The sequence below is a fragment of the Streptomyces sp. NPDC014894 genome, from assembly GCF_043080985.1.
In the GTDB taxonomy this organism is placed as follows: domain Bacteria; phylum Actinomycetota; class Actinomycetes; order Streptomycetales; family Streptomycetaceae; genus Streptomyces.
The window spans coordinates 238,449-259,889 of the sequence record NZ_JBIBWD010000006.1; the positions used below are offsets into that span (position 1 = coordinate 238,449).

The 21,441-nt window shown below is 72.8% G+C and carries 21 protein-coding genes; 5 read left to right on the forward strand and 16 right to left on the reverse strand.

All coding sequences use genetic code 11. From position 1 onward, the window contains the following. Window positions 1–352: 352 nt before the first annotated feature. The 8 genes from ACF089_RS16900 to ACF089_RS16935 form a co-directional block, all read right to left on the reverse strand. Window positions 353–1,114 (reverse strand): DUF3159 domain-containing protein, encoded by a 762-nt coding sequence (locus ACF089_RS16900; protein ID WP_392026774.1) that lies wholly within the window; start codon window positions 1,112–1,114, stop codon window positions 353–355. Between the two features lie 3 nt (window positions 1,115–1,117). Continuing rightward, a complete protein-coding gene (locus tag ACF089_RS16905; protein WP_392027202.1) occupies window positions 1,118–1,471 on the reverse strand; it encodes an OB-fold nucleic acid binding domain-containing protein in 354 nt (117 codons plus the stop codon). Between the two features lie 141 nt (window positions 1,472–1,612). Next, window positions 1,613–2,302, reverse strand: coding sequence for a response regulator (locus ACF089_RS16910; RefSeq protein WP_190123740.1), 690 nt, complete (start codon window positions 2,300–2,302; stop codon window positions 1,613–1,615). A gap of 142 nt (window positions 2,303–2,444) precedes the next feature. Beyond that, window positions 2,445–4,988 (reverse strand): ATP-binding protein, encoded by a 2,544-nt coding sequence (locus ACF089_RS16915; protein WP_392026775.1) that lies wholly within the window; start codon window positions 4,986–4,988, stop codon window positions 2,445–2,447. Between the two features lie 336 nt (window positions 4,989–5,324). Beyond that, window positions 5,325–6,056 (reverse strand): ABC transporter ATP-binding protein, encoded by a 732-nt coding sequence (locus ACF089_RS16920; RefSeq protein ID WP_392026776.1) that lies wholly within the window; start codon window positions 6,054–6,056, stop codon window positions 5,325–5,327. Window positions 6,057–6,167: 111 nt separating this feature from the next. Further along, entirely contained in the window at window positions 6,168–6,962 is a 795-nt protein-coding gene (locus ACF089_RS16925) for a DUF3710 domain-containing protein (protein WP_392026778.1), read from the reverse strand. Between the two features lies 1 nt (window position 6,963). Next, window positions 6,964–7,479 carry a dUTP diphosphatase gene (gene dut, locus ACF089_RS16930; protein ID WP_392026780.1) on the reverse strand — a complete coding sequence of 172 codons (516 nt, stop codon included), beginning with the start codon at window positions 7,477–7,479 and terminating at the stop codon, window positions 6,964–6,966. Continuing rightward, window positions 7,479–8,021, reverse strand: coding sequence for a PaaI family thioesterase (locus ACF089_RS16935; protein ID WP_392027206.1), 543 nt, complete (start codon window positions 8,019–8,021; stop codon window positions 7,479–7,481). The genes dut and ACF089_RS16935 overlap by 1 nt, the downstream gene beginning before the upstream one ends. A 179-nt stretch (window positions 8,022–8,200) precedes the next feature. On the opposite strand from ACF089_RS16935, the gene ACF089_RS16940 reads away from it, so the two are divergent. Continuing rightward, window positions 8,201–8,647: a DUF3093 domain-containing protein gene (locus ACF089_RS16940; RefSeq protein WP_392026782.1), complete on the forward strand. Its 447-nt coding sequence runs from the start codon at window positions 8,201–8,203 to the stop codon at window positions 8,645–8,647. 101 nt (window positions 8,648–8,748) lie between these two features. Here ACF089_RS16940 and ACF089_RS16945 read toward each other — a convergent pair whose 3' ends face one another. From ACF089_RS16945 to ACF089_RS16960, 4 genes are all read right to left on the reverse strand, one after another. Continuing rightward, complete coding sequence (locus tag ACF089_RS16945) at window positions 8,749–9,738, reverse strand: hypothetical protein (protein ID WP_392026783.1); 990 nt, start codon at window positions 9,736–9,738, stop codon at window positions 8,749–8,751. A gap of 13 nt (window positions 9,739–9,751) precedes the next feature. Next, window positions 9,752–10,048: a DUF4193 domain-containing protein gene (locus tag ACF089_RS16950; RefSeq protein WP_005310959.1), complete on the reverse strand. Its 297-nt coding sequence runs from the start codon at window positions 10,046–10,048 to the stop codon at window positions 9,752–9,754. Window positions 10,049–10,445: 397 nt separating this feature from the next. After that, on the reverse strand, window positions 10,446–11,684 hold the full coding sequence (locus ACF089_RS16955; protein ID WP_392026785.1) for a sensor histidine kinase: 1,239 nt from the start codon (window positions 11,682–11,684) through the stop codon (window positions 10,446–10,448). A 4-nt stretch (window positions 11,685–11,688) separates the two neighbouring features. Next, on the reverse strand, window positions 11,689–12,342 hold the full coding sequence (locus ACF089_RS16960) for a response regulator transcription factor (RefSeq protein ID WP_392026787.1): 654 nt from the start codon (window positions 12,340–12,342) through the stop codon (window positions 11,689–11,691). A 303-nt stretch (window positions 12,343–12,645) separates the two neighbouring features. Here ACF089_RS16960 and ACF089_RS16965 point away from each other — a divergent pair, with 303 nt between their 5' ends. After that, the gene (locus tag ACF089_RS16965; protein WP_392027241.1) at window positions 12,646–12,843 is read left to right on the forward strand and encodes a hypothetical protein; all 198 of its coding nucleotides are present in this window, start codon (window positions 12,646–12,648) and stop codon (window positions 12,841–12,843) included. A 173-nt stretch (window positions 12,844–13,016) separates the two neighbouring features. Here the strand turns inward: ACF089_RS16965 and ACF089_RS16970 are convergent, their stop codons facing one another. Then, a complete protein-coding gene (locus ACF089_RS16970) occupies window positions 13,017–13,826 on the reverse strand; it encodes an inositol monophosphatase family protein (protein ID WP_392026788.1) in 810 nt (269 codons plus the stop codon). Between the two features lie 9 nt (window positions 13,827–13,835). Further along, on the reverse strand, window positions 13,836–14,963 hold the full coding sequence (locus tag ACF089_RS16975) for a ferrochelatase (protein ID WP_392026789.1): 1,128 nt from the start codon (window positions 14,961–14,963) through the stop codon (window positions 13,836–13,838). 184 nt (window positions 14,964–15,147) lie between these two features. Here ACF089_RS16975 and ACF089_RS16980 point away from each other — a divergent pair, with 184 nt between their 5' ends. Both ACF089_RS16980 and ACF089_RS16985 read left to right on the forward strand, forming a co-directional pair. Then, window positions 15,148–16,398 carry an MFS transporter gene (locus tag ACF089_RS16980; protein ID WP_392026791.1) on the forward strand — a complete coding sequence of 417 codons (1,251 nt, stop codon included), beginning with the start codon at window positions 15,148–15,150 and terminating at the stop codon, window positions 16,396–16,398. Further along, window positions 16,355–17,677: a D-arabinono-1,4-lactone oxidase gene (locus tag ACF089_RS16985; protein WP_392026793.1), complete on the forward strand. Its 1,323-nt coding sequence runs from the start codon at window positions 16,355–16,357 to the stop codon at window positions 17,675–17,677. The genes ACF089_RS16980 and ACF089_RS16985 overlap by 44 nt, the downstream gene beginning before the upstream one ends. A 7-nt stretch (window positions 17,678–17,684) precedes the next feature. Here ACF089_RS16985 and ACF089_RS16990 read toward each other — a convergent pair whose 3' ends face one another. Then, the gene (locus ACF089_RS16990) at window positions 17,685–18,644 is read right to left on the reverse strand and encodes a hypothetical protein (RefSeq protein WP_392026794.1); all 960 of its coding nucleotides are present in this window, start codon (window positions 18,642–18,644) and stop codon (window positions 17,685–17,687) included. Window positions 18,645–19,097: 453 nt separating this feature from the next. Between ACF089_RS16990 and sepH the strand changes: the two genes are divergently transcribed. After that, window positions 19,098–20,186, forward strand: a complete 1,089-nt coding sequence (sepH, locus tag ACF089_RS16995; RefSeq protein ID WP_392026795.1) for a septation protein SepH — start codon at window positions 19,098–19,100, stop codon at window positions 20,184–20,186. A gap of 326 nt (window positions 20,187–20,512) precedes the next feature. On the opposite strand, the gene ACF089_RS17000 is transcribed toward sepH, so the two are convergent. Then, the gene (locus ACF089_RS17000) at window positions 20,513–21,400 is read right to left on the reverse strand and encodes a ParB/RepB/Spo0J family partition protein (RefSeq protein WP_392026796.1); all 888 of its coding nucleotides are present in this window, start codon (window positions 21,398–21,400) and stop codon (window positions 20,513–20,515) included. Window positions 21,401–21,441: the final 41 nt, after the last annotated feature.

Sequence of the window (21,441 nt, forward strand, 5' to 3'; positions counted from 1 at the left end):
CCCCCCGTTGCCCTGTGTCCCCCGAAATCCCATGGGTAACAGGATGATTTCAGAGGAGAAGGAGCCAGGAGAACGCTCTCAGGGAGGACTTGATGAGATCGTGACCGCCGCCGGGGCCTTCTGGCAGCAGGTCGCCGCGGGCCGCGCCCCGCGCCGTACCCCGCGGGCCGCGCCCCGTACCCCGCGCCCCGCCGTCCCCCGCCGTCCCCGGGACAGCCGGCCCGCTCCGCCCGTCGGCCCCCGGGGACTCGCCCGCCGGTCGGCCGTCCCGCCTCGCTCATGAGTCCGCCCGCCGGCCCGCCCGTACGGGCGGATCAGGCGGGCGGACCGACGAGCGGAGGAGGCGGGAGCCTCAGACCTCGGGGCGGTCGGCGGCGGACGCGCGCTCGCGCTTGGCGCGGTCCTGCTCCTCCAGCTCCGCGAACACATCGATCGGCGGCGGGGCCTTGGCCAGGAACACCCAGGTGAGATAGACCGCGAGCAGGAACGGCGGGATCTTCAGCGCCACCAGCACCCAGCCGAGCTGAGTGGTGTCGGCCCACCAGTAGAGCGGGAAGAGAATCGCGCACTTGGTCAGCAGGATCAGGCCCCAGGCCCAGCTCGCCTTGGTGTACGCGGCCTTGCGGCCCGGGTTCCTCGTCCGCCAGGAGAGGTTCTCCTTGAAGACCGGGCCGAGGATCAGCCCGATCAGCGGCACGCCCGCGATCGCGGTGCCGATGTAGGCCAGCGCCAGACCGAGGGTGTAGAGCATCCCCGGGAGATAGAAGTCCTTGGCATTGCCGGTCATCATCGCGAAGACGACGCCGAAGGCCACCCCGAAGACGCCGCTGAAGGCGTGCTTCACGGTGTCCTTGCGGACCAGCCGGACCGCGACCAGCACCAGCGAGACCGCCAGCGCGGCGATCGCCGAGATGTGCAGATCCTTGTTGATCGTGTAGATCGTGACGAAGAGCAGCCCGGGGACGACCGTCTCCACCATGCCGCGCACGCCGCCGAAGGCCTCGAAGAGCGCGGCCTCCGTGACGGCCCTGGAGTCGCCCGCCCCCTCGGATCCCTCCGGGGACCCGTGCTGATCGGTGTTGGTCGTGGTGGTCGGCTTGTCGACAGACGTCACCGGCTACTCCTGTCCGAGCGGTCGGAGTTCGTATTTGGGATTGAACAGCACACGGCGGCCCTGGCTCATGGAGATCCTGCCGGAGGCTATGAGCCTGCGGCCCGGTTCTATGCCCACGATGGAGCGGCGGCCCAGCCAGACCACGTCCAGCGGAGCGGTGCCGTCGAACAGCTCCGCCTCCAGCGCGGGCACCCCGGCCCGCGGACGCAGAGTGACCGTGCGCAAGGTACCAGTCACCCTGACGATCTGGCGGTCACCGCACTCGGCGATACGGGTGCACCCCGAAGCCCGGGCGGACTCCTCCCGCAGCTCCTCGGACTCCAGATCCTGCTGGGAGCTGGAGAGCCGGTCGAGCATACGGCGGAAGCGGCCGGCGGTCCTCTCGGTCCGGCCGGCCTTCCCGGAATCGTCCCCCGGAGGGGGTAGCGCACTCATGAACCCAGCGTACCGGCCGCCGCCGACACCGCGGGCGGGCCGTCAAGGGCCGAGGCCGCGGCCTCAGGACCGCTCGAAGCGGTAGCCCATCCCCGGCTCGGTGACGAAGTGCCGAGGGTGCGAGGGATCGGCCTCCAGCTTCCGCCGCAGCTGCGCCATGTAGACCCGCAGATAGTTGGTCTCCGTGCCGTACGAGGGCCCCCACACCTCCTGGAGCAGCTGCTTCTGGCTCACCAGCCGGCCCGTGTTCCGGACCAGCACCTCCAGCAGATGCCACTCGGTGGGGGTGAGCCGTACGTCCCGCCCGTCCCGGTGGACCTTCTTGGCCGCGAGGTCGACGGTGAAGCCGGCGGTCTCCACGATCACCACGTCGTCCTCCCCGCCGCCCACCGGCTCCGCCCGGCGGACCGCGGCCCGCAGCCGGGCCAGCAGCTCGTCCATCCCGAAGGGCTTGGTGACGTAGTCGTCCGCGCCCGCGTCCAGCGCCTCCACCTTCTCGTCGGAGGTGTGCCGGGCCGAGAGCACCAGGATCGGCACCCGGGTCCAGCCGCGCAGCCCCTTGATCACCTCGACCCCGTCCATGTCGGGCAGACCGAGGTCCAGCACCACCACGTCGGGGTGGCGGGCGGCGGCCAGCTGGAGCGCGGTCGCGCCGTCGGGGGCCGCGTCCACCTCGTACTTCCGCGCCTTCAGATTGATCACCAGGGCGCGTACGATCTGCGGCTCGTCGTCGACCACCAGCACCCTCGTCATCGCGGGCCCGCCTCTCTGCGCAGACTGCGCTGCTTCACCGTCATCCGATCCACTGTCGTCCATGACCCGGCCGCCCGGGACGCCGCCCCCGACGCCCGGGACGCCGCCCCCGTGCCGCGTCCGCGCCGCGCCTTCCGCCCGGTCACGAGGTCACCTGCGCGGGAAGGTCGGGGCAGGCGGGTTTCAGCCCGGGCGCCGCCTTGAGGGTGAGCACCATGGTCATACCGCCGCCGGGCGTGTCCTCGGCGCTCAGCGTGCCGCCCATGGACTCCACGAAACCGCGGGCGACCGCGAGACCGAGACCGACGCCCGCGCCGCGCGGGGCGTCCCCGTACCGCTGGAACGGTTCGAAGATCCGGTCCTTCTCGTCGTCGGGGACGCCGGGCCCCCGGTCGGCGACCCGCACCTCCACCCGGTCGCCCAGCGCGCTCGCCGCCACCGTGACGGCGACTCCGTCGGGGCTGTACTTCACCGCGTTCTCGACGATGTTGGCGACCGCCCGCTCCAGCAGGCCCCGGTCGACGGCGACCATCGGCAGCGTCTCGGGGATGTCCAGCTCCACACTCTCGTCGGGCACGGAGACCAGCGCCATCGGCACCACCTCGTCCAGGTCGGTGACCCGGATCAGCGGGGTGACGGTGCCGGTCTGGAGCCGGGACATGTCCAGCAGATTGCCCACGAGGTGGTCCAGCCGGTCCGCGCCGTCCTCGATGCCCTCCAGCAGCTCTGCCTGATCCTCCTCGGACCAGGCCACATCGTCGGAGCGCAGCGAGGAGACGGCGGCCTTGATCGCGGCCAGCGGGGTCCGCAGATCGTGGCTGACGGCGGCGAGCAGCGCCGTACGGATGCGGTTGCCCTCGGCCATCCGGCGGGCCTCCTCGGCCTCGCCGACCAGCCGCTGCCGGTCCAGCACCACGGCCGCCTGCGCGGCGAACGCCGCCAGCACCCGCCGGTCCTCGGCCGGCAGCACCCGGCCGGAGAGCGCCAGCGCCATGTCGTCGCCGACCGGCATGTCCACATCGGCGTCCTCGGGCCGCACCACCGACTCCGGCCCCACGCTGCCCGCCGTCGTCCAGGGCTCCACATCGCTCTTGCGCTCCAACAGGGCCACCGACTCCATCCCGAAGGTCTCCCGCACCCGCTCCAGCAGGGCGTCGAGCGTCGTCTCGCCGCGCAGCACGCTCCCCGCGAGGAAGGACAGGATCTCCGACTCGGCGCGCAGCCGGGCCGCCTGATGGGTGCGGCGGGCCGCCAGGTCGACCACGGAGGCCACCGCGACCGCCACCGCGAAGAAGATCACTATCGCGACGATGTTCTTCGGGTCGTACACCGTGAGCGTGCGCACCGGCGGGGTGAAGTAGAAGTTCAGCAGCAGCGAGCCCACCGCGGCCGAGGCGAGCGCGGGCAGCAGCCCGCCGAGCAGCGCCGCGAGCACGGTCAGGAAGAGGAAGAGCAGGACATCGTTGGCGAGGCCGAGCGAGTCGTTCAAGGCGGTGAGCAGCAGCGACAGCAGTACGGGGGCGACGACGCCGGTGAGCCAGCCCGCGATGATCCGGGAGCGGCCCAGCCGCGCCCCGCGCGCCACCGGCAGCCCGCGCCCCTTGCCCGCCTCGTCGTGGGTGACGATGTGGACGTCGAGGTCGGGCCCGGAGTCACGGGCCACGGTCGCGCCCACGCCGGGGCCGAAGATGTACTGCCACGCCTTGCGCCGGCTGGAGCCCAGCACGATCTGGGTGCCGTTGACGCCGCGCGCGAAGTCGAGCAGCGACGCCGGGATGTCGTCGCCTATGACGTGGTGGAAGGTGCCGCCGAGATCCTCCACCAGGGTCCGCTGGACGGCCAGCTCCTTGGGGGAGGCCGAGGTCAGCCCGTCGCTGCGGGCGATGTAGACGGCGAGGATCTCGCTCCCGGAGCCCTTGGCGGCCATTCTGGCCGCGCGGCGGATCAGGGTGCGGCCCTCCGGCCCGCCGGTGAGTCCCACCACGATCCGTTCGCGGGCCTGCCAGGTGGAGCGGATGTTGTGCTCGCCGCGGTACTGCTGGAGGTACTCGTCGACCCGGTCGGCCACCCAGAGCAGGGCCAGCTCCCGGAGCGCGGTCAGATTCCCCGGGCGGAAGTAGTTGGACAGCGCCGCGTCGACCTTGTCCGGCTGGTAGATGTTGCCGTGGGCCATCCGCCGGCGCAGCGCCTGCGGCGACATGTCGACCAGCTCGATCTGGTCCGCGCGGCGGACCACCTCGTCGGGGACGGTCTCGCGTTGACGCACCCCCGTGATCGACTCCACGACGTCGCCCAGCGACTCGAAGTGCTGGATGTTGACGGTCGATATGACGTCGATGCCCGCGGTCAGCAGCTCCTCGACGTCCTGCCAGCGCTTGGCGTTGCGCGAGCCGGGCACATTGGTGTGCGCCAGCTCGTCCACGAGGGCGACGGCGGGATCGCGCTCCAGCACCGCGTCGACGTCCATCTCGGTGAAGACCGAGCCCCGGTACTCCAGCTCCCGGCGCTGGATCTGCTCCAGCCCGTGCAGCATGACCTCGGTCCGCGGGCGGCCGTGGTGCTCCACGAAGGCGACCACGCAGTCGGTGCCGCGCTCCACCCGGCGGTGGGCCTCGGAGAGCATGGCGTACGTCTTGCCGACGCCCGGCGCCGCGCCGAGATAGATCCGTAGCTTGCCGCGTCCCATGGCCTCATTGTCTTTCAGGAGCAGCCGGTCGTGGAGAGCGGCTGGTGCGCTGCGACGACCATACGGCGAGCGACTCGGGCAAAACGGGCGCGGTGCGGGCGCTGACCTTCTCCTTGACGGGATTCTGATACGAACGTTCCATGGCCGGACCCGTCGATTCCGCGCCCGGACCGCTCCCTCACGAAGCCCGGACCGCTCTCTCGCCGCGCCCGCCGCCTCCGCGTCCGGACCCGTCCCTTCCGGTCCCGGGCCGCTCCGCGTCCGGTCCCGGGGGCGGCTCCGCGTCCGGTCCAGGGCCGCTCCGCGTCCCGGCCGCGCCCGCCCGGCGGTCGGGCCCTACCGCTCGGTGATCTCGCCGTCGCTCAGTTCCAGAACCCGGTCCGCCAGGCCCAGCAGCTGGGCGTCATGGGTCGCGACCAGAGCCGTCACCCCCTCGGTGCGCACCACCGCCCGCAGCAGCTCCATCACCGCGAGCCCGGTCTCCGCGTCCAGCTGACCGGTCGGCTCGTCGGCGATCAGCAGCGCCGGCCGGTTGGCCAGCGCCCTGGCGATGGCGACCCGCTGCTGCTGGCCGCCGGACAGCTCCCCGGGCCGCTGGGCCGCGTGATCCGCCAGCCCGACCAGCGCCAGCAGCAGTCCCACCCGCTCCTCGCGCTCGCGCGCGGGCGCCCGGCGCAGCCGCAGCGGGACGCCGATGTTCTCGGCGGCGGTCAGGATCGGGATCAGCCCGAAGGACTGGAAGACGAAGCCGATCCGGTCCCGGCGCAGCTCCAGCAGTCCGTTCTCGCCGAGGCCGGCCAGATCGGCGCCGTCGACGGTCACCCGCCCGCCGTCGGGGGAGTCGAGCCCGCCGACCAGATTGAGCAGGGTGGTCTTGCCCGAGCCGGACCGCCCCTTGAGCGCGACCAGCTCACCGCGCCCGATCTCGAAGGAGACGCCCCGCAGGGCGTGGACGGCGCCCGCCCCGGACCCGTAGGACCGGCGCAGCCCCTCCACCCGGAGCATGGCCCCGGACGTACGCTCCCCGGCCGTCGCCGTCCCCGCGCGGACCTCGGTGTGCTCGGCCATCCGGCCCCCCTCGCCTCGTACACATGTCTGACCTCGGTGATCGGCACAGTACGGCGAAACGCCGGTGGGCCGCACCCCCTCACGGGAGTGCGGCCCACCGGAAGGCGTGCCTCAGCGGATCTCGGTGATCTCGGGGCCGCGCTGGAGCTGCCCCATCCCGCCGGAGAAGCGGGAATTCTCCTGGTCCTCCTGCTGAACGCCCTCGGGGACCATCTGCGCGTCCTCCGGGAGCTTGAGGACGATCGGGTCGCGCGGCGCCATGGGACCGTCGCCGCGGACGACGACCGTGTCCCGGAAGACCTGCTCCAGCAGGCCGGCGGCCTCCGGCTGCACCGCGCCCTGCCCGGAGATCACTCCGCGCAGGAACCAGCGGGGCCCGTCCACGCCGACGAAGCGCACCAGCTGCACCCCGCCCGTGCCGTCCGGCAGCTGTACGGGCACCTGCGCCCGCAGCTCCCAGCCCAGCGGGCCCTCGACCTCGTCGATGATCCCGCCCTGCTGGGTGATGCCCGAGGCGATCTCGTCGCGGACCTCGCCCCAGATGCCCTCCTTCTTGGGCGCGGCGAAGGCCTGCAGCTGTACGGCGCTGTCGCGCAGCACCACCGTCGCCGCGACGATCGCGTCGCCCGCGACCTCGACCCGCAGCTCCATGCCCTCGACCCCGGGCACGAAAAGACCGCCCAGGTCGACCCGGCCCTCGCCGGGCCTGGACACCTCGGAGGCGTCCCAGGGGCCGTCGGGGCGCGGGGCCGGCGGAAGGTTCATCCGGCGGGAGCCTCCCGCGCCGGCGTCCTCGTCACCGCTGTCACCGGCGGTCTCAGCGTCACGCTCGTCGACGACCTGCCCGGCCTCGCCCGTTGCGTCCGCGTCCCCCGCGGAACCACTCTTCTTGCGACGTCCGAACACGTCACTGTCCTTCCCGGTCGGATACGACGGAAGCGTATCGATTCCCACCCGTTGAGCCGTCCACGGCGGTGTGACCGCCGGTGGACCCGAAGCCCCCCTCGGCCCGCGCCGAGCCGGGAAGCTCCGCCACCTCGTGGAAGCGCACCTTCTCGACCTGCTGGACGACCAGCTGCGCAATGCGGTCGAACCTCTCGAACCGCACCGTCTCGCGCGGGTCGAGATTGACCACGATCACCTTGATCTCCCCACGGTACCCGGCATCAATCGTCCCCGGGGCATTCACCAGGGCCACACCGCAGCGGGCCGCGAGCCCGGAGCGCGGGTGGACGAAGGCGGCGTAGCCGTCGGGGAGGGCGACGGAGACCCCGGTGGGCAGCACGGCGCGCTCCCCGGGGGCCAGCTCCGCGGCCTCACAGGTCACCAGATCGGCGCCGGCGTCGCCGGGGTGCGCGTAGACCGGCAGCGGCACCTCCGGATCCACCCGGCGGATCAGTACGTCGACGGGCGTCTGGACCATCAGGGGTTCACCTCGAAGGCGCGTACGCGCCGGATCTGGTCGGGATCGGCCATGGCGGCCTCGATCTCCTCGGGGCGGCCGTTGTCGATGAAGTGATCGACCTTGACCTCGATGAACAGGGCCTGGGCGCGGACGGCGACGGGGCCGTCGGGCCCGCCGATCCGGCCCACGGCACGGGAGTAGATCTTGCGCCCGGCCACGGCGGTCACCTCGGCCTGGAGGAAGAGCACGGTGTCCACGGGCACGGGCCGGACGAAGTCGGTCTCCAGCCGGCCGGTCACCGCGATCGTGCGCAGCAGCCAGTTCAGCGAGCCCAGCGTCTCGTCCAGCGCCGAGGTCAGCACACCGCCGTGCGCGAGCCCCGGAGCGCCCTGGTGGGCGGCCTTCACGGTGAACTCGGCGGTGATGCTCACCCCGTCCCCGGCCCGCGCCTGGAGGTGCAGACCGTGGGGCTGGCCGCCGCCGCAGCCGAAGCAGTGGTCGTAGTGCGCGCCGAGCAGCTCGCCGGGGGCGGGCGCGTCGGGATGGCGTACGGGCGGTATGGCGTCCGGCGGCGGTGTCAGGGCCGAGGGCCCGGGGTTCGCCCCCCGGCGATTCGCAGTGCTCACAGGCGCAGACCTTACCCGCGGTCGGGCGGCCCGACCCAAGCGAGCCGACGGGCTCCCCGCGCGGGGAGCACCCGCCCGGAAGCGGGGCCCGTGCCCCGTGCCAAGCTTGGGCCATGCAGCCTTCCGCCCCGCGCTACGACGAACGACTGACCGCTCCCCGGACCTGGTGGGCCATCGCCGCTCTCCTGGCCCTCTCGGGAGGTCTGGTCGCCTTCCCGCTCGGCACCCTGCCGACTCTGGGCGGACTGGTCGTGTCCGGCGCGCTCGCGGCGGTGGTGGTCAGCTCGTACGGCTCGGCCCGCATCCGGGTGGTGGCCGGCTCCCTGGTCGCGGGCGACGCCCGGATCCCGCTGACGGCGCTGGGGACGCCCGAGGTGCTGGACGCCGACGAGGCCCTGGCCTGGCGCTCCCACAAGGCCGACCCGCGCGCCTTCATGCTGCTGCGCAGCTATGTCCCGACGGCCGTACGGGTCGAGATCACCGATCCGGCCGACCCGACTCCGTACGTCTATCTGTCGACCCGCGACCCGAAGGGCCTGGCCGAGGCGCTGACCGCCTGAGGGCCGTCTCCGACGGGGCCGGCCGTCCGGGACCGGACGTGTCCGGCGGACCGGATACGGGCGAGCGCGCGGGGGCGCGGACGGGAGCCGGGGCCGGCGGGTCAGCTCTCCAGCTCGGGGCGCCTCGGCACACCCTCCAGCGGCTGCTCGGGCTGCTCCAGCGGCGGGAGCGAGGGCAGCGCGTTCCAGGCGATCTGCCGGGCGCGCAGATCCTTGCGGACACGGTCCGCGAGATGGCGGGTGTCCCGCCGGTTCATCACCGCTCCGACGGCGGCGCCGACCATGAAGGGCATCAGGTTCGGCAGGTTGCGGATCATGCGCTTCATGATCTGCTGACGGAGCTCGTGCTTGAGGCCGCGGCTCACGGCCGCGTTCTTGTAGGTGTTCGGCTTGGTCACCTCGATGCCGCGCTCCTCCGACCAGGCGGTCAGATACGCGGTCGTGCGGTCCTTGAGACCGCCCTCGGGACGCAGTCCGTAGACCTCGTGCAGCTCGGCTATGAGCTTCAGCTCGATCGCCGCCACTCCGGTGATCTCCGCGGCCAGCTCGGCCGGCATCGCCGGCGGCACCGGCAGCATCGCGGCGGCCCCGATGCCCGCGCCGACGGTGGCGGTGGCATTGGACGCGCCCGCGACCAGCTTGTCGGCAAGCTGCTCGGGGGTGAGTCCGGGGAACTGGGCGCGCAGGGTCGCCAGATCGCGCACCGGCACACGCGGCGCGTTGTCGATGATCCGGTCGGCGACATAGCCGACGGCGGCCTTGGCGCTCTCACCGCTGCGGCGGACGCCCTGGCGGACGGCGGCGAGCCGCCGGAATCTGGTGCTTCCCCGCTCCGGCCCGTCCGCCGCCTCCTCGGGCAGCGTTTCGAGGGCGGACTCCCGGGGGAGCGCCTCGAGGGCGGTCTCGCGCGGGAGCGCGCCGGACGGGGCCGGGTGGCCTCGCCCGGCGTCTCCCTCGTGAGCGGGCAGGAGGGCGGCAGAGTCCTCGGCGGAGGGCGTGACGCCGTCCACCGGTCCTGTGCCGCCCTGGTGCGCCTCCGACGGCTTCTGACGCCGGAAGAGCCGCTTCCTGGACGGTGTCTCGTCTGCCACGGCGGACCGGACCTCAGTCGCAGTCGCGGCAGATCGGCTGGCCGTTCTTCTCGCGGGCCAGCTGACTGCGGTGGTGCACGAGGAAGCAGCTCATGCAGGTGAACTCGTCCGCCTGCTTGGGCAGGACCCGGACGGCCAGCTCCTCGTTGGACAGGTCCGCGCCGGGCAGTTCCATGCCCTCGGCTGCCTCGAACTCGTCGACGTCGACGGTCGAGGTGGACTTGTCGTTCCGCCGTGCCTTGAGTTCCTCAAGACTGTCGGAATCGACGTCGTCGTCGGTCTTGCGTGGGGTGTCGTAATCCGTTGCCATGTCGCTCTCCCCCTCCTGGGTGGTTGCGGGTGTCTCCAGCGCACGTAACGCGTGAGAGGCCGGACTTGTGCCCGACCTGAGGCGGAGATTTTGCCTCACATCAAGGTCTGTTACTCAATCGACACCCAACCGGATCGCCCGAGGGTGATCGGCTTGGATGGCGATGGGGACCGTACACGATCCCAATGCTGCAGCTCACGGGTGCCACCCCGTGTACTTCCCGTCATCTTGGCACCCGGAAACCCGGACTTTTACCGGCTTTCCGGAAAGGGACCTGATCACGGAGAGTAGATGGCCTGAAAGCCGCCTCTGTGATCGATCACACAGACACAACTCCGGAAGGAGTCCCGAAAATTCCGCCTAAAGCGAACGGGGTGTCTGGCGTCGAACACACTCTTCAGAGGGGAAGCGTGACGCGCATCACGAGCCCTCCCCCCTCACGGGGCTCCGCGATGATACGTCCCCGATGGGCCCGCGCCACCGACCGGGCGATCGAAAGTCCGAGACCCACGCCCTTGTCGCTCCCCGTACGGTCCGCCCGCAGCCGCCGGAACGGCTCCCAGAGATTGTCGATCTCATAGGCGGGCACCACCGGTCCGGTGTTCGACACCACCAGCACCGCCTGCCCGTGCTCGACCGCCGTGGTCACCCGCACCCAGCCGTCCTCCGGGACGTTGTACCGCACGGCGTTCTGCACCAGATTCAGCGCGATCCGCTCCAGCAGCACGCCGTTGCCCTGGACCACCGCCGGCTCCTGCTCGCCGAGGATCTCCACGCCCTTGGCGTCCGCCTCGGCGCGGGTCTGGTCGACCGCGTGGCTCGCGACCTCCGCGAGATCCACCGGCTTGCGCTCGAAGGTCTGATTGTCGCTGCGGGCCAGCAGCAGCAGCCCTTCCACCAGCTGCTCACTGCGCTCATTGGTGGCCAGCAGCGTCTTGCCCAGCTGCTGCAGCTCCATGGGCGCGCCCGGGTCGGAGAGGTGGACCTCCAGCAGGGTGCGGTTGATCGCCAGCGGGGTGCGCAGCTCGTGCGAGGCGTTGGCCACGAAGCGCTGCTGGGCGGTGAAGGCCCGGCCGAGGCGGTCCAGCATCTCGTCGAAGGTGTCGGCCAGCTCCTTCAGCTCGTCGTCCGGCCCGTCCATCTCGATCCGCCGGGAGAGATCCGATCCGGCCACCTGGCGGGCGGTCCGGGTGATCCGGCCCAGCGGGGAGAGCACCCGGCCCGCCATCGCGTAACCGAAGGCGAAGGCGATGATGCTCAGGCCCAGCAGCGCGAAGAGCGAACGGCGCAGCAGATCGTCCAGCGCCACGTCCCGCTCGTGCGCGAAGCACGAGGACAGGACGGCGTTGGCCTGCTCCGCCGAGAGCCCGGGGGCCAGCGCGGGGCAGGAGTCGTTGGTCCGCTGGATCTTGCTGTCGGGGAGCAGCTTGAACGGCAGCGAGCTGCCGGAGTTCAGCGCCTGCGCGGCGAGCAGATAGATGATCGACAGCAGCAGCACCCCGGCGATCAGGAACATCCCGCCGTACAGCAGCGTCAGCCGTATCCGGATGGTGGGCCGCAGCAGAGGGCGCACGGGGTCGCGCGGGTCCCAGGTCGGCTTCGGGGGCGCCGCGGGGGGCGCCGGTGCGGAGGCCACCCGGTCAGATCCGGTAGCCGGAGCCGGGCACGGTGACGATCACCGGGGGCTCGCCGAGCTTGCGGCGCAGCGTCATCACGGTCACCCGCACCACATTGGTGAACGGGTCGGTGTTCTCGTCCCAGGCCTTCTCCAGCAGCTGCTCGGCCGAGACGACCGCGCCCTCGCTGCGCATCAGGACCTCCAGGACCGCGAACTCCTTGGGCGCGAGCTGGATCTCCCGGCCCTCGCGGAAGACCTCGCGCCGGTTGGGGTCGAGCTTGATGCCGGCGCGCTCCAGGACCGGCGGCAGCGGCACGGTGGTGCGCCGTCCCAGCGCCCGGACCCGGGCGATCAGCTCGGTGAAGGCGAAGGGCTTGGGCAGATAGTCGTCCGCGCCCAGCTCCAGGCCCTCCACCCGGTCGCTGACGTCGCCGGACGCGGTCAGCATCAGCACCCGGGTGGGCATTCCCAGCTCGACGACCCGGCGGCACACGTCGTCACCGTGGACGAGCGGGAGGTCGCGGTCGAGGACGACCACGTCGTAGTCGTTGACGCCGATCCGCTCCAGCGCCGCCGCCCCGTCGTACACGACGTCGACGGCCATGGCCTCCCGGCGCAGTCCGGTGGCCACCGCATCGGCGAGCAGCTGCTCGTCCTCGACGACGAGTACGCGCACGTCTCGATTCCTTCCTCCGGGCCCGTCAGTCATGATCAGGGCGGGTTTGCGCACGGGCTGTGCGTATCCATCCTGCCCGTTACGCGCGTAAACCGGCTGTAAGGCGTGGTCGGACCCCGGTGGCCGGTCCGCGGCCCGGGGAATCGGCCGGAATTCCGGGCGAGTTGAGGTTTCTCCCCGGGAAGGCCGGGGGAGGACGAGAAGACACCCGCGATCACGCCCCGTAATGGCACATCTCCCGAGCGGTGTCATCAGTGATCATCCTGTCCCCCGTCGAGGCGGGGACACCCCAGGCACACCCCCGTGCCACCGACCCACGACGAGGGGGCGCACATGGACGCATTCACCTCAGGACTGCTGCAGCGCATAAAGGCCGCGGAGACGGACCTCACGCTGGCCCGCGAGACGGGCGACGACTTCCTCGCGGACGTCGAGCAGGCTGAGCTCGACGATCTGCACCGCCTGGCCGCCGAGCACGGCGTGGAGGTCAGGGCGGCCTAGCCTTCGGCCCCGGACGACCCGAGAGACCCCGGCGCGGACATCGCGCCGGGGTCTCTCCGTACCGCGGGACCGTACGGAAGCGGCCCGCGCCCGCACCGCCCGAGCCGCGCCGACCGGGCCGTACCGCGTACAGCCGGTCCGTGCGCCGTGCGCCGTGCGCCGGGTCCGGCCGGTCAGTCGTGCCAGGCGCCGAACTCCTCCAGCAGCTCCCGGAGGGGCTCGAAGACGCCGGGGCCCGCCGCCACCGTGAGGTCGTACGACGGCCCCTGTCCGGGCCGGCCGCCGGTCAGCGCCCCGGCCTCGCGCGCGATGAGATCGCCCGCCGCCAGGTCCCAGGGGTGGAGCCCGCGCTCGTAGTACCCGTCGAGACGGCCCGCGGCCACGTCGCACAGATCGACCGCCGCGGATCCGCCGCGCCGGATGTCCCGCAGCCTCGGGATCAGCCGCCGGGCCACCTCGGCCTGGCGGGTGCGGACGGACTCCACGTAGTTGAAGCCCGTCGAGACCAGACAGTGCGCCAGCGGGGCCGGCGGACGGCAGCGCAGCGCCCGGTCCCCCGAGTACGCGCCGCCGCCGAGCACCGCGCGGAAGCTCTCGCCGCGCATCGGGACCTCGACCACGCCCACGACCGTCTCGCCCTCGTACTCGGCGGCGATGGAGACCGCCCAGGTCGGCAGCGAGTAGAGATAGTTCACCGTGCCGTCGAGCGGATCGACGACCCAGCGGATCCCGCTGGTGCCCGGGACGGACGCGCCCTCCTCGCCGAGGAAGCCGTCGTGCGGCCGGTGCTCGGAGAGAAAGCCGGTGATCAGCTTCTCGGCGGCGATGTCCATCTCGGTGACGACGTCGATGGGGCTGGACTTGGTGGCGGCGACCCCCAGATCGTCGGGGCGGCCGTCGCGCAGCAGCGCGCCCGCCCGCGCGGCGGCCTCCAGGGCCAGATCGAGCAGTTCGGACAGCAGACGGTCACTGACGCCGGTCATGGCGACTCCTCACGGACGGGGGCTGTCGGCGCCCGCGGCGGCGGGCCGGGGAGCCCGGGCCGGGCAGCAGCCGATCGGGCAGAGGTCGTGCGACGGGCCGAGCGACCCCAGGAAGCAGCGCTCCACGGCCGCCCCGCGCTCGGCGGCGGCCCGCTCCAGCACCAGCTGGCGCACGGCGGCGGCGAACCGGGGATCCGCGCCCACCGTCGCCGAGCGGCGCACCGGCAGCCCCAGCTCGGCGGCCTTCGCGGCGGCCTCCGTGTCCAGGTCGTACAGCACCTCCATGTGGTCCGAGACGAACCCGATGGGGACCATCACCGCGGCGGACGCGCCCTCGGCGCTCAGCTCCTCCAGGTGGTCGCAGATGTCCGGCTCCAGCCAGGGGATGTGCGGGGCCCCGCTGCGCGACTGGTAGACGAGCCGCCAGGGGCGGTCGACGCCGGTCTCCTCCCGTACGGCGCCGGCGATCAGCCGGGCCGTCTCCAGATGCTGGCGGACATAGGCCCCGCCGTCGCCGTGGCCCTCCTCCGGACCCGAGGAGTCGGCCGCGGCGGTGGGGATGGAGTGCGTGGTGAAGGCCAGATGTGCGCCGGCGCGCACCTCCTCGTCCAGCTCCGCCAGGGACGCCAGCACGCCGTCGATCATGGGGCGGACGAAGCCGGGATGGTCGAAGTAGTGCCGCAGCTTGTCGACCCGGGGCGGCTCCAGCCCCTCCGCCTCCAGGGCCGCGAGCGAGTCCGCGAGATTCTCGCGGTACTGCCGGCAGCCCGAGTACGAGGCGTACGCGCTGGTCGCGAGGACCGCGACCCGGCGGTGCCCGGCCAGGGTCATCTCGCGCAGGGCGTCGGTCAGATAGGGAGCCCAGTTCCGGTTGCCCCAGTACACCGGGAGATCGAGACCGTGCCCGGCGAAGTCCTTCCGCAGGGCCTCCAGGAGGGCGCGGTTCTGGTCGTTGATGGGGCTGACCCCGCCGAACAGGAAGTAGTGCTGTCCCACCTCCTTGAGCCGCTCCTCGGGGATGCCCCGGCCGCGGGTCACGTTCCGAAGAAACGGAACTACATCGTCCGGGCCTTCGGGGCCGCCGAACGAGAGCAGGAGCAGAGCGTCGTAAGGGGTGGGGTCGTGCGCATCGGACATGACTCCGATCCTGCCACCCGCCGTCCGCCCGCCCACCACCCACCCGCCGCCGCGCGGCGGAATCCGGCCGCGCGGGGCCGGGCCGCCCGGACCGTGACGCACATCGCCGGGCGAACCCCGTGCGCGCGCCGCCCCACCCGGCGTAATCTGCGTACGCCACCCATACGCCTTACCGGAGTCCTCCTTGGCCAGCCCCTACCGCGCCCTCTTCGGCGTGCCCGGCAGCGGACAGTTCTCCGCCGCGGGGCTCTTCGGCCGTATGCCGCTGGCGATGATGGGCATCGGCATCGTCACCATGGTCTCCCAGCTCACCGGCCGCTACGGGATCGCCGGCGCGCTCTCGGCGACCGTGGCGCTCTCCACCGCGATCCTCGGACCCCGGATATCCCGGCTCGTCGACCGGCACGGCCAGGCCCGGGTGCTGCGCCCCGCCGCCCTCGTCGCCGCGGCCTCCGTGGGCGGACTGCTGATCTGCGCCACGCGGTCGGCGCCCACCTGGACGCTCTTCCTGTTCACCGCCACCGCCGGCTGTGTGCCGAGCGTCGGCTCGATGGTCCGGGCCCGCTGGGCCGAGATCTTCCGGGACTCCCCGCGCGAGCTGCACACCGCGTACTCCTGGGAATCCATCGTCGACGAGCTGTGCTTCATCTGCGGCCCCACCCTCGCCATCGGCCTCTCCACCGCCTGGTTCCCCGCCGCCGGACCGCTGCTCGCCGTGGTGCTGCTGCTCACCGGCGTCTTCTGGCTGACCGCCCAGCGCGCCACCGAACCGCCCGTCCACCCGCGCGAACAGCACGGCGGACGCTCGGTGCTGCGCTCCGCGGGACTCCGGGTGCTGGTGATCACCTTCGTGGCCACCGGCGCCGTCTTCGGCTCGGTCGACGTCGTCACCGTGGCCTTCGCCGAGGAGCGGGGGAACACGGCGATCGCCGGACTGGTCCTCGCCGTCTACGCGCTCGGCTCCTGTCTCGCCGCCGTCGTCTTCGGACTGCTGACCCCGCGCGGCCCGGCGCCCCGGCGGTGGCTGGTGGGAGTGAGCGCGATGGCCCTGAGTATGATCCCCCTCCAACTGGCCGGGAATCTCACCGTCCTGGCCGTGGCGCTCTTCGTCGCGGGCCTGGCCATCGCACCCACGATGGTGACCACGATGGGCCTGGTCGCGGACCATGTGCCGCGTTCCGCGCTGACCGAGGGCATGACCTGGGTCAGCACCGGCCTCGCGGTCGGCGTGGCGCTCGGCTTCTCGGCCGGGGGCTGGGCGGTCGACGGGTACGGGGCCGAGTCGGCCTACGCGGTGCCCGCGATCGCGGGGGCCGCCGCGGTCGGAGTGGCGTTCCTGGGGTACCGCCGGCTGAACGGGCCGGCGCCGACGCGGGAGGGACAGCGGTCCGATGAGCACGGTCAGCAGGAGCGGCGAGACCCGAATATGGCGTAACTGGGCGGGCACCGTCGCCGCCCGCCCCGCCCGGGAGGTCACCCCGGCCACGGCCGGGGAGGTCGCCGACGCGGTACGCCGGGCCGCCGAGGACGGGCTGCGGGTGAAGACCGTCGGCGCCGGCCACTCCTTCACCGCCGTCGCCGCCACCGACGGAGTGCTGATCCGCCCCGATCTGCTCACCGGCATCCGCCGGGTGGACCGCGCCGCGATGACCGTCACCGTCGAGTCCGGCACCCCGCTGAAGCGGCTGAACAAGGCCCTCGCCCGGGAGGGGCTCTCCCTCGCCAACATGGGCGACATCATGGAGCAGACGGTCGCCGGGGCCGTCAGCACCGGCACCCACGGCACCGGCCGCGACTCGGCCTCCCTCTCTGCGCAGATCACCGAGGTGGAGCTGGTCACCGCCGACGGCTCGCTGCTGACCTGCTCCGCCGAGGAGAATCCGGAGATCTTCGCCGCCGCCCGGCTCGGGCTCGGCGCCCTCGGCGTGATCACCGCGATCACCTTCGCCGTGGAGCCGCTCTTCCTGCTGCGGGCCCGCGAGGAACCGATGTCCTTCGACCGGGTCACCGCCGAGTTCGACGCCCTGCACGCCGAGAACGAGCACTTCGAGTTCTACTGGTTCCCGCACACCGGCAACTGCGTCACCAAGCGGAACAACCGCTCCGCGGGACCCGCCGAACCGCCCGGCGCGATCGCCGGCTGGGTCGAGCGGGAACTGATCTCCAACGGACTCCTCCAGCTCGCCTGCTCGCTCGGCCGGGCCGTCCCGGCCGCCGTCCCCGGCCTGGCGCGGGTGGCCAGCCGCGCGCTCTCGGCGCGCTCCTACTCCGACATCCCGTACAAGGTCTTCACCTCCCCGCGCCGGGTTCGCTTCGTCGAGATGGAGTACGCGGTGCCCCGGGAGGCCGCCGTCGCCGCGCTGCGCGAGGTGCGGGCCATGATCGAGTGCTCGCCGCTGAAGGTCGGCTTCCCCGTGGAGGTCCGCACCGCCCCCGCCGACGACATCCCGCTCTCCGCGGCCTCCGGCCGGGACACCGCGTACCTCGCCGTGCATCTGTACCGGGGCACGCCCCACCGCGCCTACTTCACCGCGGTGGAGCGGATCATGGTCGCGCACGGCGGCCGGCCGCACTGGGGCAAGCTGCACACCCGGGACGCGGAGTATCTCGCCGGGGCCTGTCCGGGGTTCGGCGAGTTCACCGCCGTACGGGACCGGCTGGACCCCGAACGGCGGTTCGGCAACGACCATCTGCGCCGGGTGCTCGGCGACTGAGCCGGTGTCACGGACCGGTGCTCGCGCCGCCCGCGGAGTCCCGCCCGGCCGCGCCACCGCCGCCGCTGCCGTCGGTCGGCGCGGAACCGGGCCGGGACGGGGTGGCGTCGGGGGCCGGGCTCCCGCCCGGGGGCGGTGTCCCGGGAGTGCTCGGGGAGCCGCCGCCGGGGGTGGAGGCGCCGGGCTCCGGGACGGTCGGCCGTCCGCTCTCCGAGGCGTCCGGCGCGTCCGGCCCGGTCGGCGCCGTGGTCGAGGGCCGCTCCGGCAGCCGCTCGCCGGGGTCGGGGCTCTCGGACCCGGACCCGCGCTCGCCGGGTCCGTCGCCCGGGCCGGTCTCCTCCCGGGGACCCTCGGGCGGTCGCGCCGGCTGCTCGTCGGGCGCCGGCCGGTCGGAGGTGCCGCGCACGACCGAGCCGACAGTGGTGCCGCCGCCCCCGCCCAGCTCGGAGCCCGAGGCCAGTTCGAAACCGGTGATGCTCGCCATGGCCACGCCGAAGACGACCGCGGCGGCGATGAGCGGCCGCCGCCGGCCCCGGACCCGGGTGCCGTGGGTGCTGGCCGCGCCGAATCCGCCGTCGGGTCCCGTGTGCGCCGCCGGGCCCGGGGCGCCGTCGGGTCCGGGGTCGGCCGGTCCGTGGTCCGCCCGGTCGTTCGGTCCGCCCGGTCCCGCGGGGAAGGCCCGGTGTTCAGGGGCGGCCGGTCCGCCGTCCCTGGGCCGTCCCTGCGCGGTGCCCCGCAGCTGTTCGCCGGTACGGCTGAACAGATGCTGGAAGACCGATCCGCCGCAGGTGGCGACGACGCTGACCACGCCCGCGCCGATGATGGTCCCGTAGACCCCGAGCCGGGAGGCGAGCACCGCCGCCGCCACCGCGGCCAGGGCGCTTCCGGCCACCTGGGGCACGCTCAGATCCAGGCGTCGCCCCCGCTCTTCCGTCTCGTCCGTTCCGGTGTCCGGCCTCTGATGCATCTTCAGTCCCTGGTCGCCCTTCTGTCCCTTGCGTACCCATGAGGGACAAATGGGAGAAGTGAATAGTTCCCTTTGGGAAGATTCTGTGAATCAGGACACCCGTCACCCCAGTGCCCACAGCGAACCGTCGTGCGCGGGGAGAAGTTCGGCGGCGCGGCAGTCCGCTCGGATGGCCCGAATGGAGTACTGTGGCGAGCCCTGGGCCTGGGCTCCCTCACGGGTGCCTGGAATCCGGGGAGGGGGCCGAATGTGGCGCTCGAACCGGCGGCGCCGCGATATCGCTGGGATATCCGCACTCGGAGTGACCGATTGGTCACACTGAGTGGCAAACGGGTAACCTTGCCATAACGGCGATCAAGGGCCTGTGCCCGACACGCCGGGCAACTCGGCAAGGTTGTGGCAGGCTGCACCCGGGCAGGCCACACTCGACTAGCGGAAGCAGCGACGCGACAGGTGACGTCGGCAGGCACCACCCGGGAGGTCCCCATGCCCGAACTGCGTGTCGTGGCCGTCTCCAATGACGGCACACGACTGGTGCTCAAAGCTGCCGACAGTACGGAGTACACCCTTCCGATCGACGAGCGGCTGCGCGCCGCCGTGCGGAACGACCGTGCCCGCCTCGGCCAGATCGAGATCGAGGTGGAGAGCCATCTCCGCCCCCGGGACATCCAGGCGCGGATACGGGCCGGAGCCTCCGCCGAAGAGGTCGCCCAGCTCGCCGGGATCCCGGTCGAGCGGGTGCGCCGCTTCGAGGGGCCGGTGCTGGCCGAGCGCGCGTTCATGGCGGAGCGGGCCCGCAAGACTCCCGTACGCCGTCCCGGGGAGAACACCGGACCCCAGCTCGGCGAGGCGGTGCAGGAGCGCCTCACCCTGCGCGGCGCCGAGAAGGACACCCTGCTGTGGGACTCCTGGCGGCGCGACGACGGCACCTGGGAAGTGTTGCTGATCTATCGGGTCGCGGGCGAGCCGCACTCCGCGAGCTGGACCTACGATCCGCCCCGGCGGCTCGTGAAGGCCGTGGACGACGAGGCGCGCGCGCTGATCGGCGAGACCGACGACACCATCGCCGGTCAGGAGCCGAGCTTCCCCTTCGTGCCGAGGATCGCCCGGCTGCCCCGGGACCGGCCGCTGGACCGCACGCTCGACCGCCCGGCGGACCGGGCGGCCGCGGGCGGCCCCGCGACGGCGGAGGACGGCGAGCGGGACTCCCTGACCAGCCTTCTGGAGGCGGTGCCGAGCTTCCGCGGCGACATGGTCGTGCCCGAGCGCACCGCCCCGGCGGACGTCTCGGAGGACGAGGACCAGGAGCTGGACGAGCAGGAGGCCGACGACCAGGAGCCGGTGGCCCCCGCGGCCTCGGCCGGCGCGGGTTCGGCGTACGCGGACGTGCTGATGCCCCGTTCGGTCGCCGGTCACCGGGACCGGCTCACCGGGACGACGGACCGTCAGGCGGAGGCGGACGGCGTCCGCCCGGGCCGCCGGGCCGCCGTGCCGAGCTGGGACGAGATCGTCTTCGGCACCCGGCGCAAGAAGCAGGACTAGGGCCTTTCCGCCCGGTCCGCCCGGTCTTTCGGGCCGGGTCGGAGGCACGGCGAACGGCGGTGGCCCCGCTCCCCGGACGAGGGAGCGGGGCCACCGCCGTTCGCACCGCTTGGCCGCATGACCTCATGGCCGCGGGCCGGACCGGAGTCGCCCCGTCCGGCCCGCGGCCCGTCACCCCGTACCCCCGTCGGAGACTTCTCCGCACCCCGTCGGCGCCGTCGGCGACTCACGGCCGCCGGGGTCCGTCGGGGCCGTGCTCCGGGCCGCCCGGGGGAGCGGGGCGGTCAACCCCCGTACCCCGTCCCGCCGGGCCGCCCGTACGCCGCTCAGGCCCGCCGGGGGGCCACCAGCCGGGCCGCGCGGGCCTCCTTCTCCGCCTCCTGCCAGAGCCGGCGCAGCATCCGCGCCCGTTCCGCCGGGCGCATCCGGGAGATGGCGATCTCCGCGCAGGCCACCCCGTCGGCCCAGGGCATCGTGAGAGTGGCGCGCTGCCGGGGGATCGCCGCCAGCGGATTGGTCACCCCGCCCGGCGGGTGGTGCCGGGCCTCGGACGAACGCGACTCGGTGGCCGCGGCGCGCGCGTCCGCCCGCTGCTTCTGCTGCTGCGGGCTCAGCCGGGAGAGATTGCGGACATGGACGACCTTCCGGCGGCCCGCCAGCAGGTCCGCCTGGAGTTCGGGGCCGAGTTCGAGGACCGAGAGCTTGGAGGAGATGGTCGACTGGGCGATGCCGAGACGCTTGGCGGCCTTGTTCTGCGAACCGTAGAACTCGACCAGCTTCTTCAGGGCGTACGCCTGTTCCAGCGGATTCATGTCGTCACGGTGGACATTGGCGACGAAGGCCGCTTCCAGCAGCGAGCGGTCGGTGGAGACCAGGGCGTCGTCGACGCTGACCCGGACATGGGTGAGACCCGCGAGCCGGGCCGCCTCCAGCCTGCGGTGGCCGTCGACCACGATGTAACGCGCCCCGGGCGCGAGTTCGGCGGCGCGCGCCGGACGCTCCCGTACATACGCCGGAACCGAGGCGATGGTGATCGCGTTGACGAGACCGATTTCCCTGATGCTGGTGGTCAACGGCTCCAGATCGCGCAGTGCTTCGCGTGGATTGTCAGGGTTCTGGCCGATCCAGCTCAATGGCAATTCCGACGGCAGCCGGTGAGCCGCCTCGGAGTGGGCCTGCCCCTGGTCGAGCTCGGTGAACATCTCTGAGGACATGCTGATGGAACCCTTCCTCTTGCCCAGCAGCCCGGTTTCCC

Coding starts and splice junctions, on each gene's coding strand:
- ACF089_RS16990 (WP_392026794.1), bottom strand. CDS start 18,644: ATGCATCAGAGGCCGGACACCGGAACGGACGAGACGGAAGAGCGGGGG.
- ACF089_RS16950 (WP_005310959.1), bottom strand. CDS start 10,048: ATGGCAACGGATTACGACACCCCACGCAAGACCGACGACGACGTCGAT.
- ACF089_RS17000 (WP_392026796.1), bottom strand. CDS start 21,400: ATGTCCTCAGAGATGTTCACCGAGCTCGACCAGGGGCAGGCCCACTCC.
- ACF089_RS16910 (WP_190123740.1), bottom strand. CDS start 2,302: ATGACGAGGGTGCTGGTGGTCGACGACGAGCCGCAGATCGTACGCGCC.
- ACF089_RS16905 (WP_392027202.1), bottom strand. CDS start 1,471: ATGCTCGACCGGCTCTCCAGCTCCCAGCAGGATCTGGAGTCCGAGGAG.
- ACF089_RS16940 (WP_392026782.1), top strand. CDS start 8,201: ATGCAGCCTTCCGCCCCGCGCTACGACGAACGACTGACCGCTCCCCGG.
- ACF089_RS16915 (WP_392026775.1), bottom strand. CDS start 4,988: ATGGGACGCGGCAAGCTACGGATCTATCTCGGCGCGGCGCCGGGCGTC.
- ACF089_RS16975 (WP_392026789.1), bottom strand. CDS start 14,963: ATGTCCGATGCGCACGACCCCACCCCTTACGACGCTCTGCTCCTGCTC.
- ACF089_RS16985 (WP_392026793.1), top strand. CDS start 16,355: ATGAGCACGGTCAGCAGGAGCGGCGAGACCCGAATATGGCGTAACTGG.
- ACF089_RS16970 (WP_392026788.1), bottom strand. CDS start 13,826: ATGACCGGCGTCAGTGACCGTCTGCTGTCCGAACTGCTCGATCTGGCC.
- dut (WP_392026780.1), bottom strand. CDS start 7,479: ATGGTCCAGACGCCCGTCGACGTACTGATCCGCCGGGTGGATCCGGAG.
- ACF089_RS16920 (WP_392026776.1), bottom strand. CDS start 6,056: ATGGCCGAGCACACCGAGGTCCGCGCGGGGACGGCGACGGCCGGGGAG.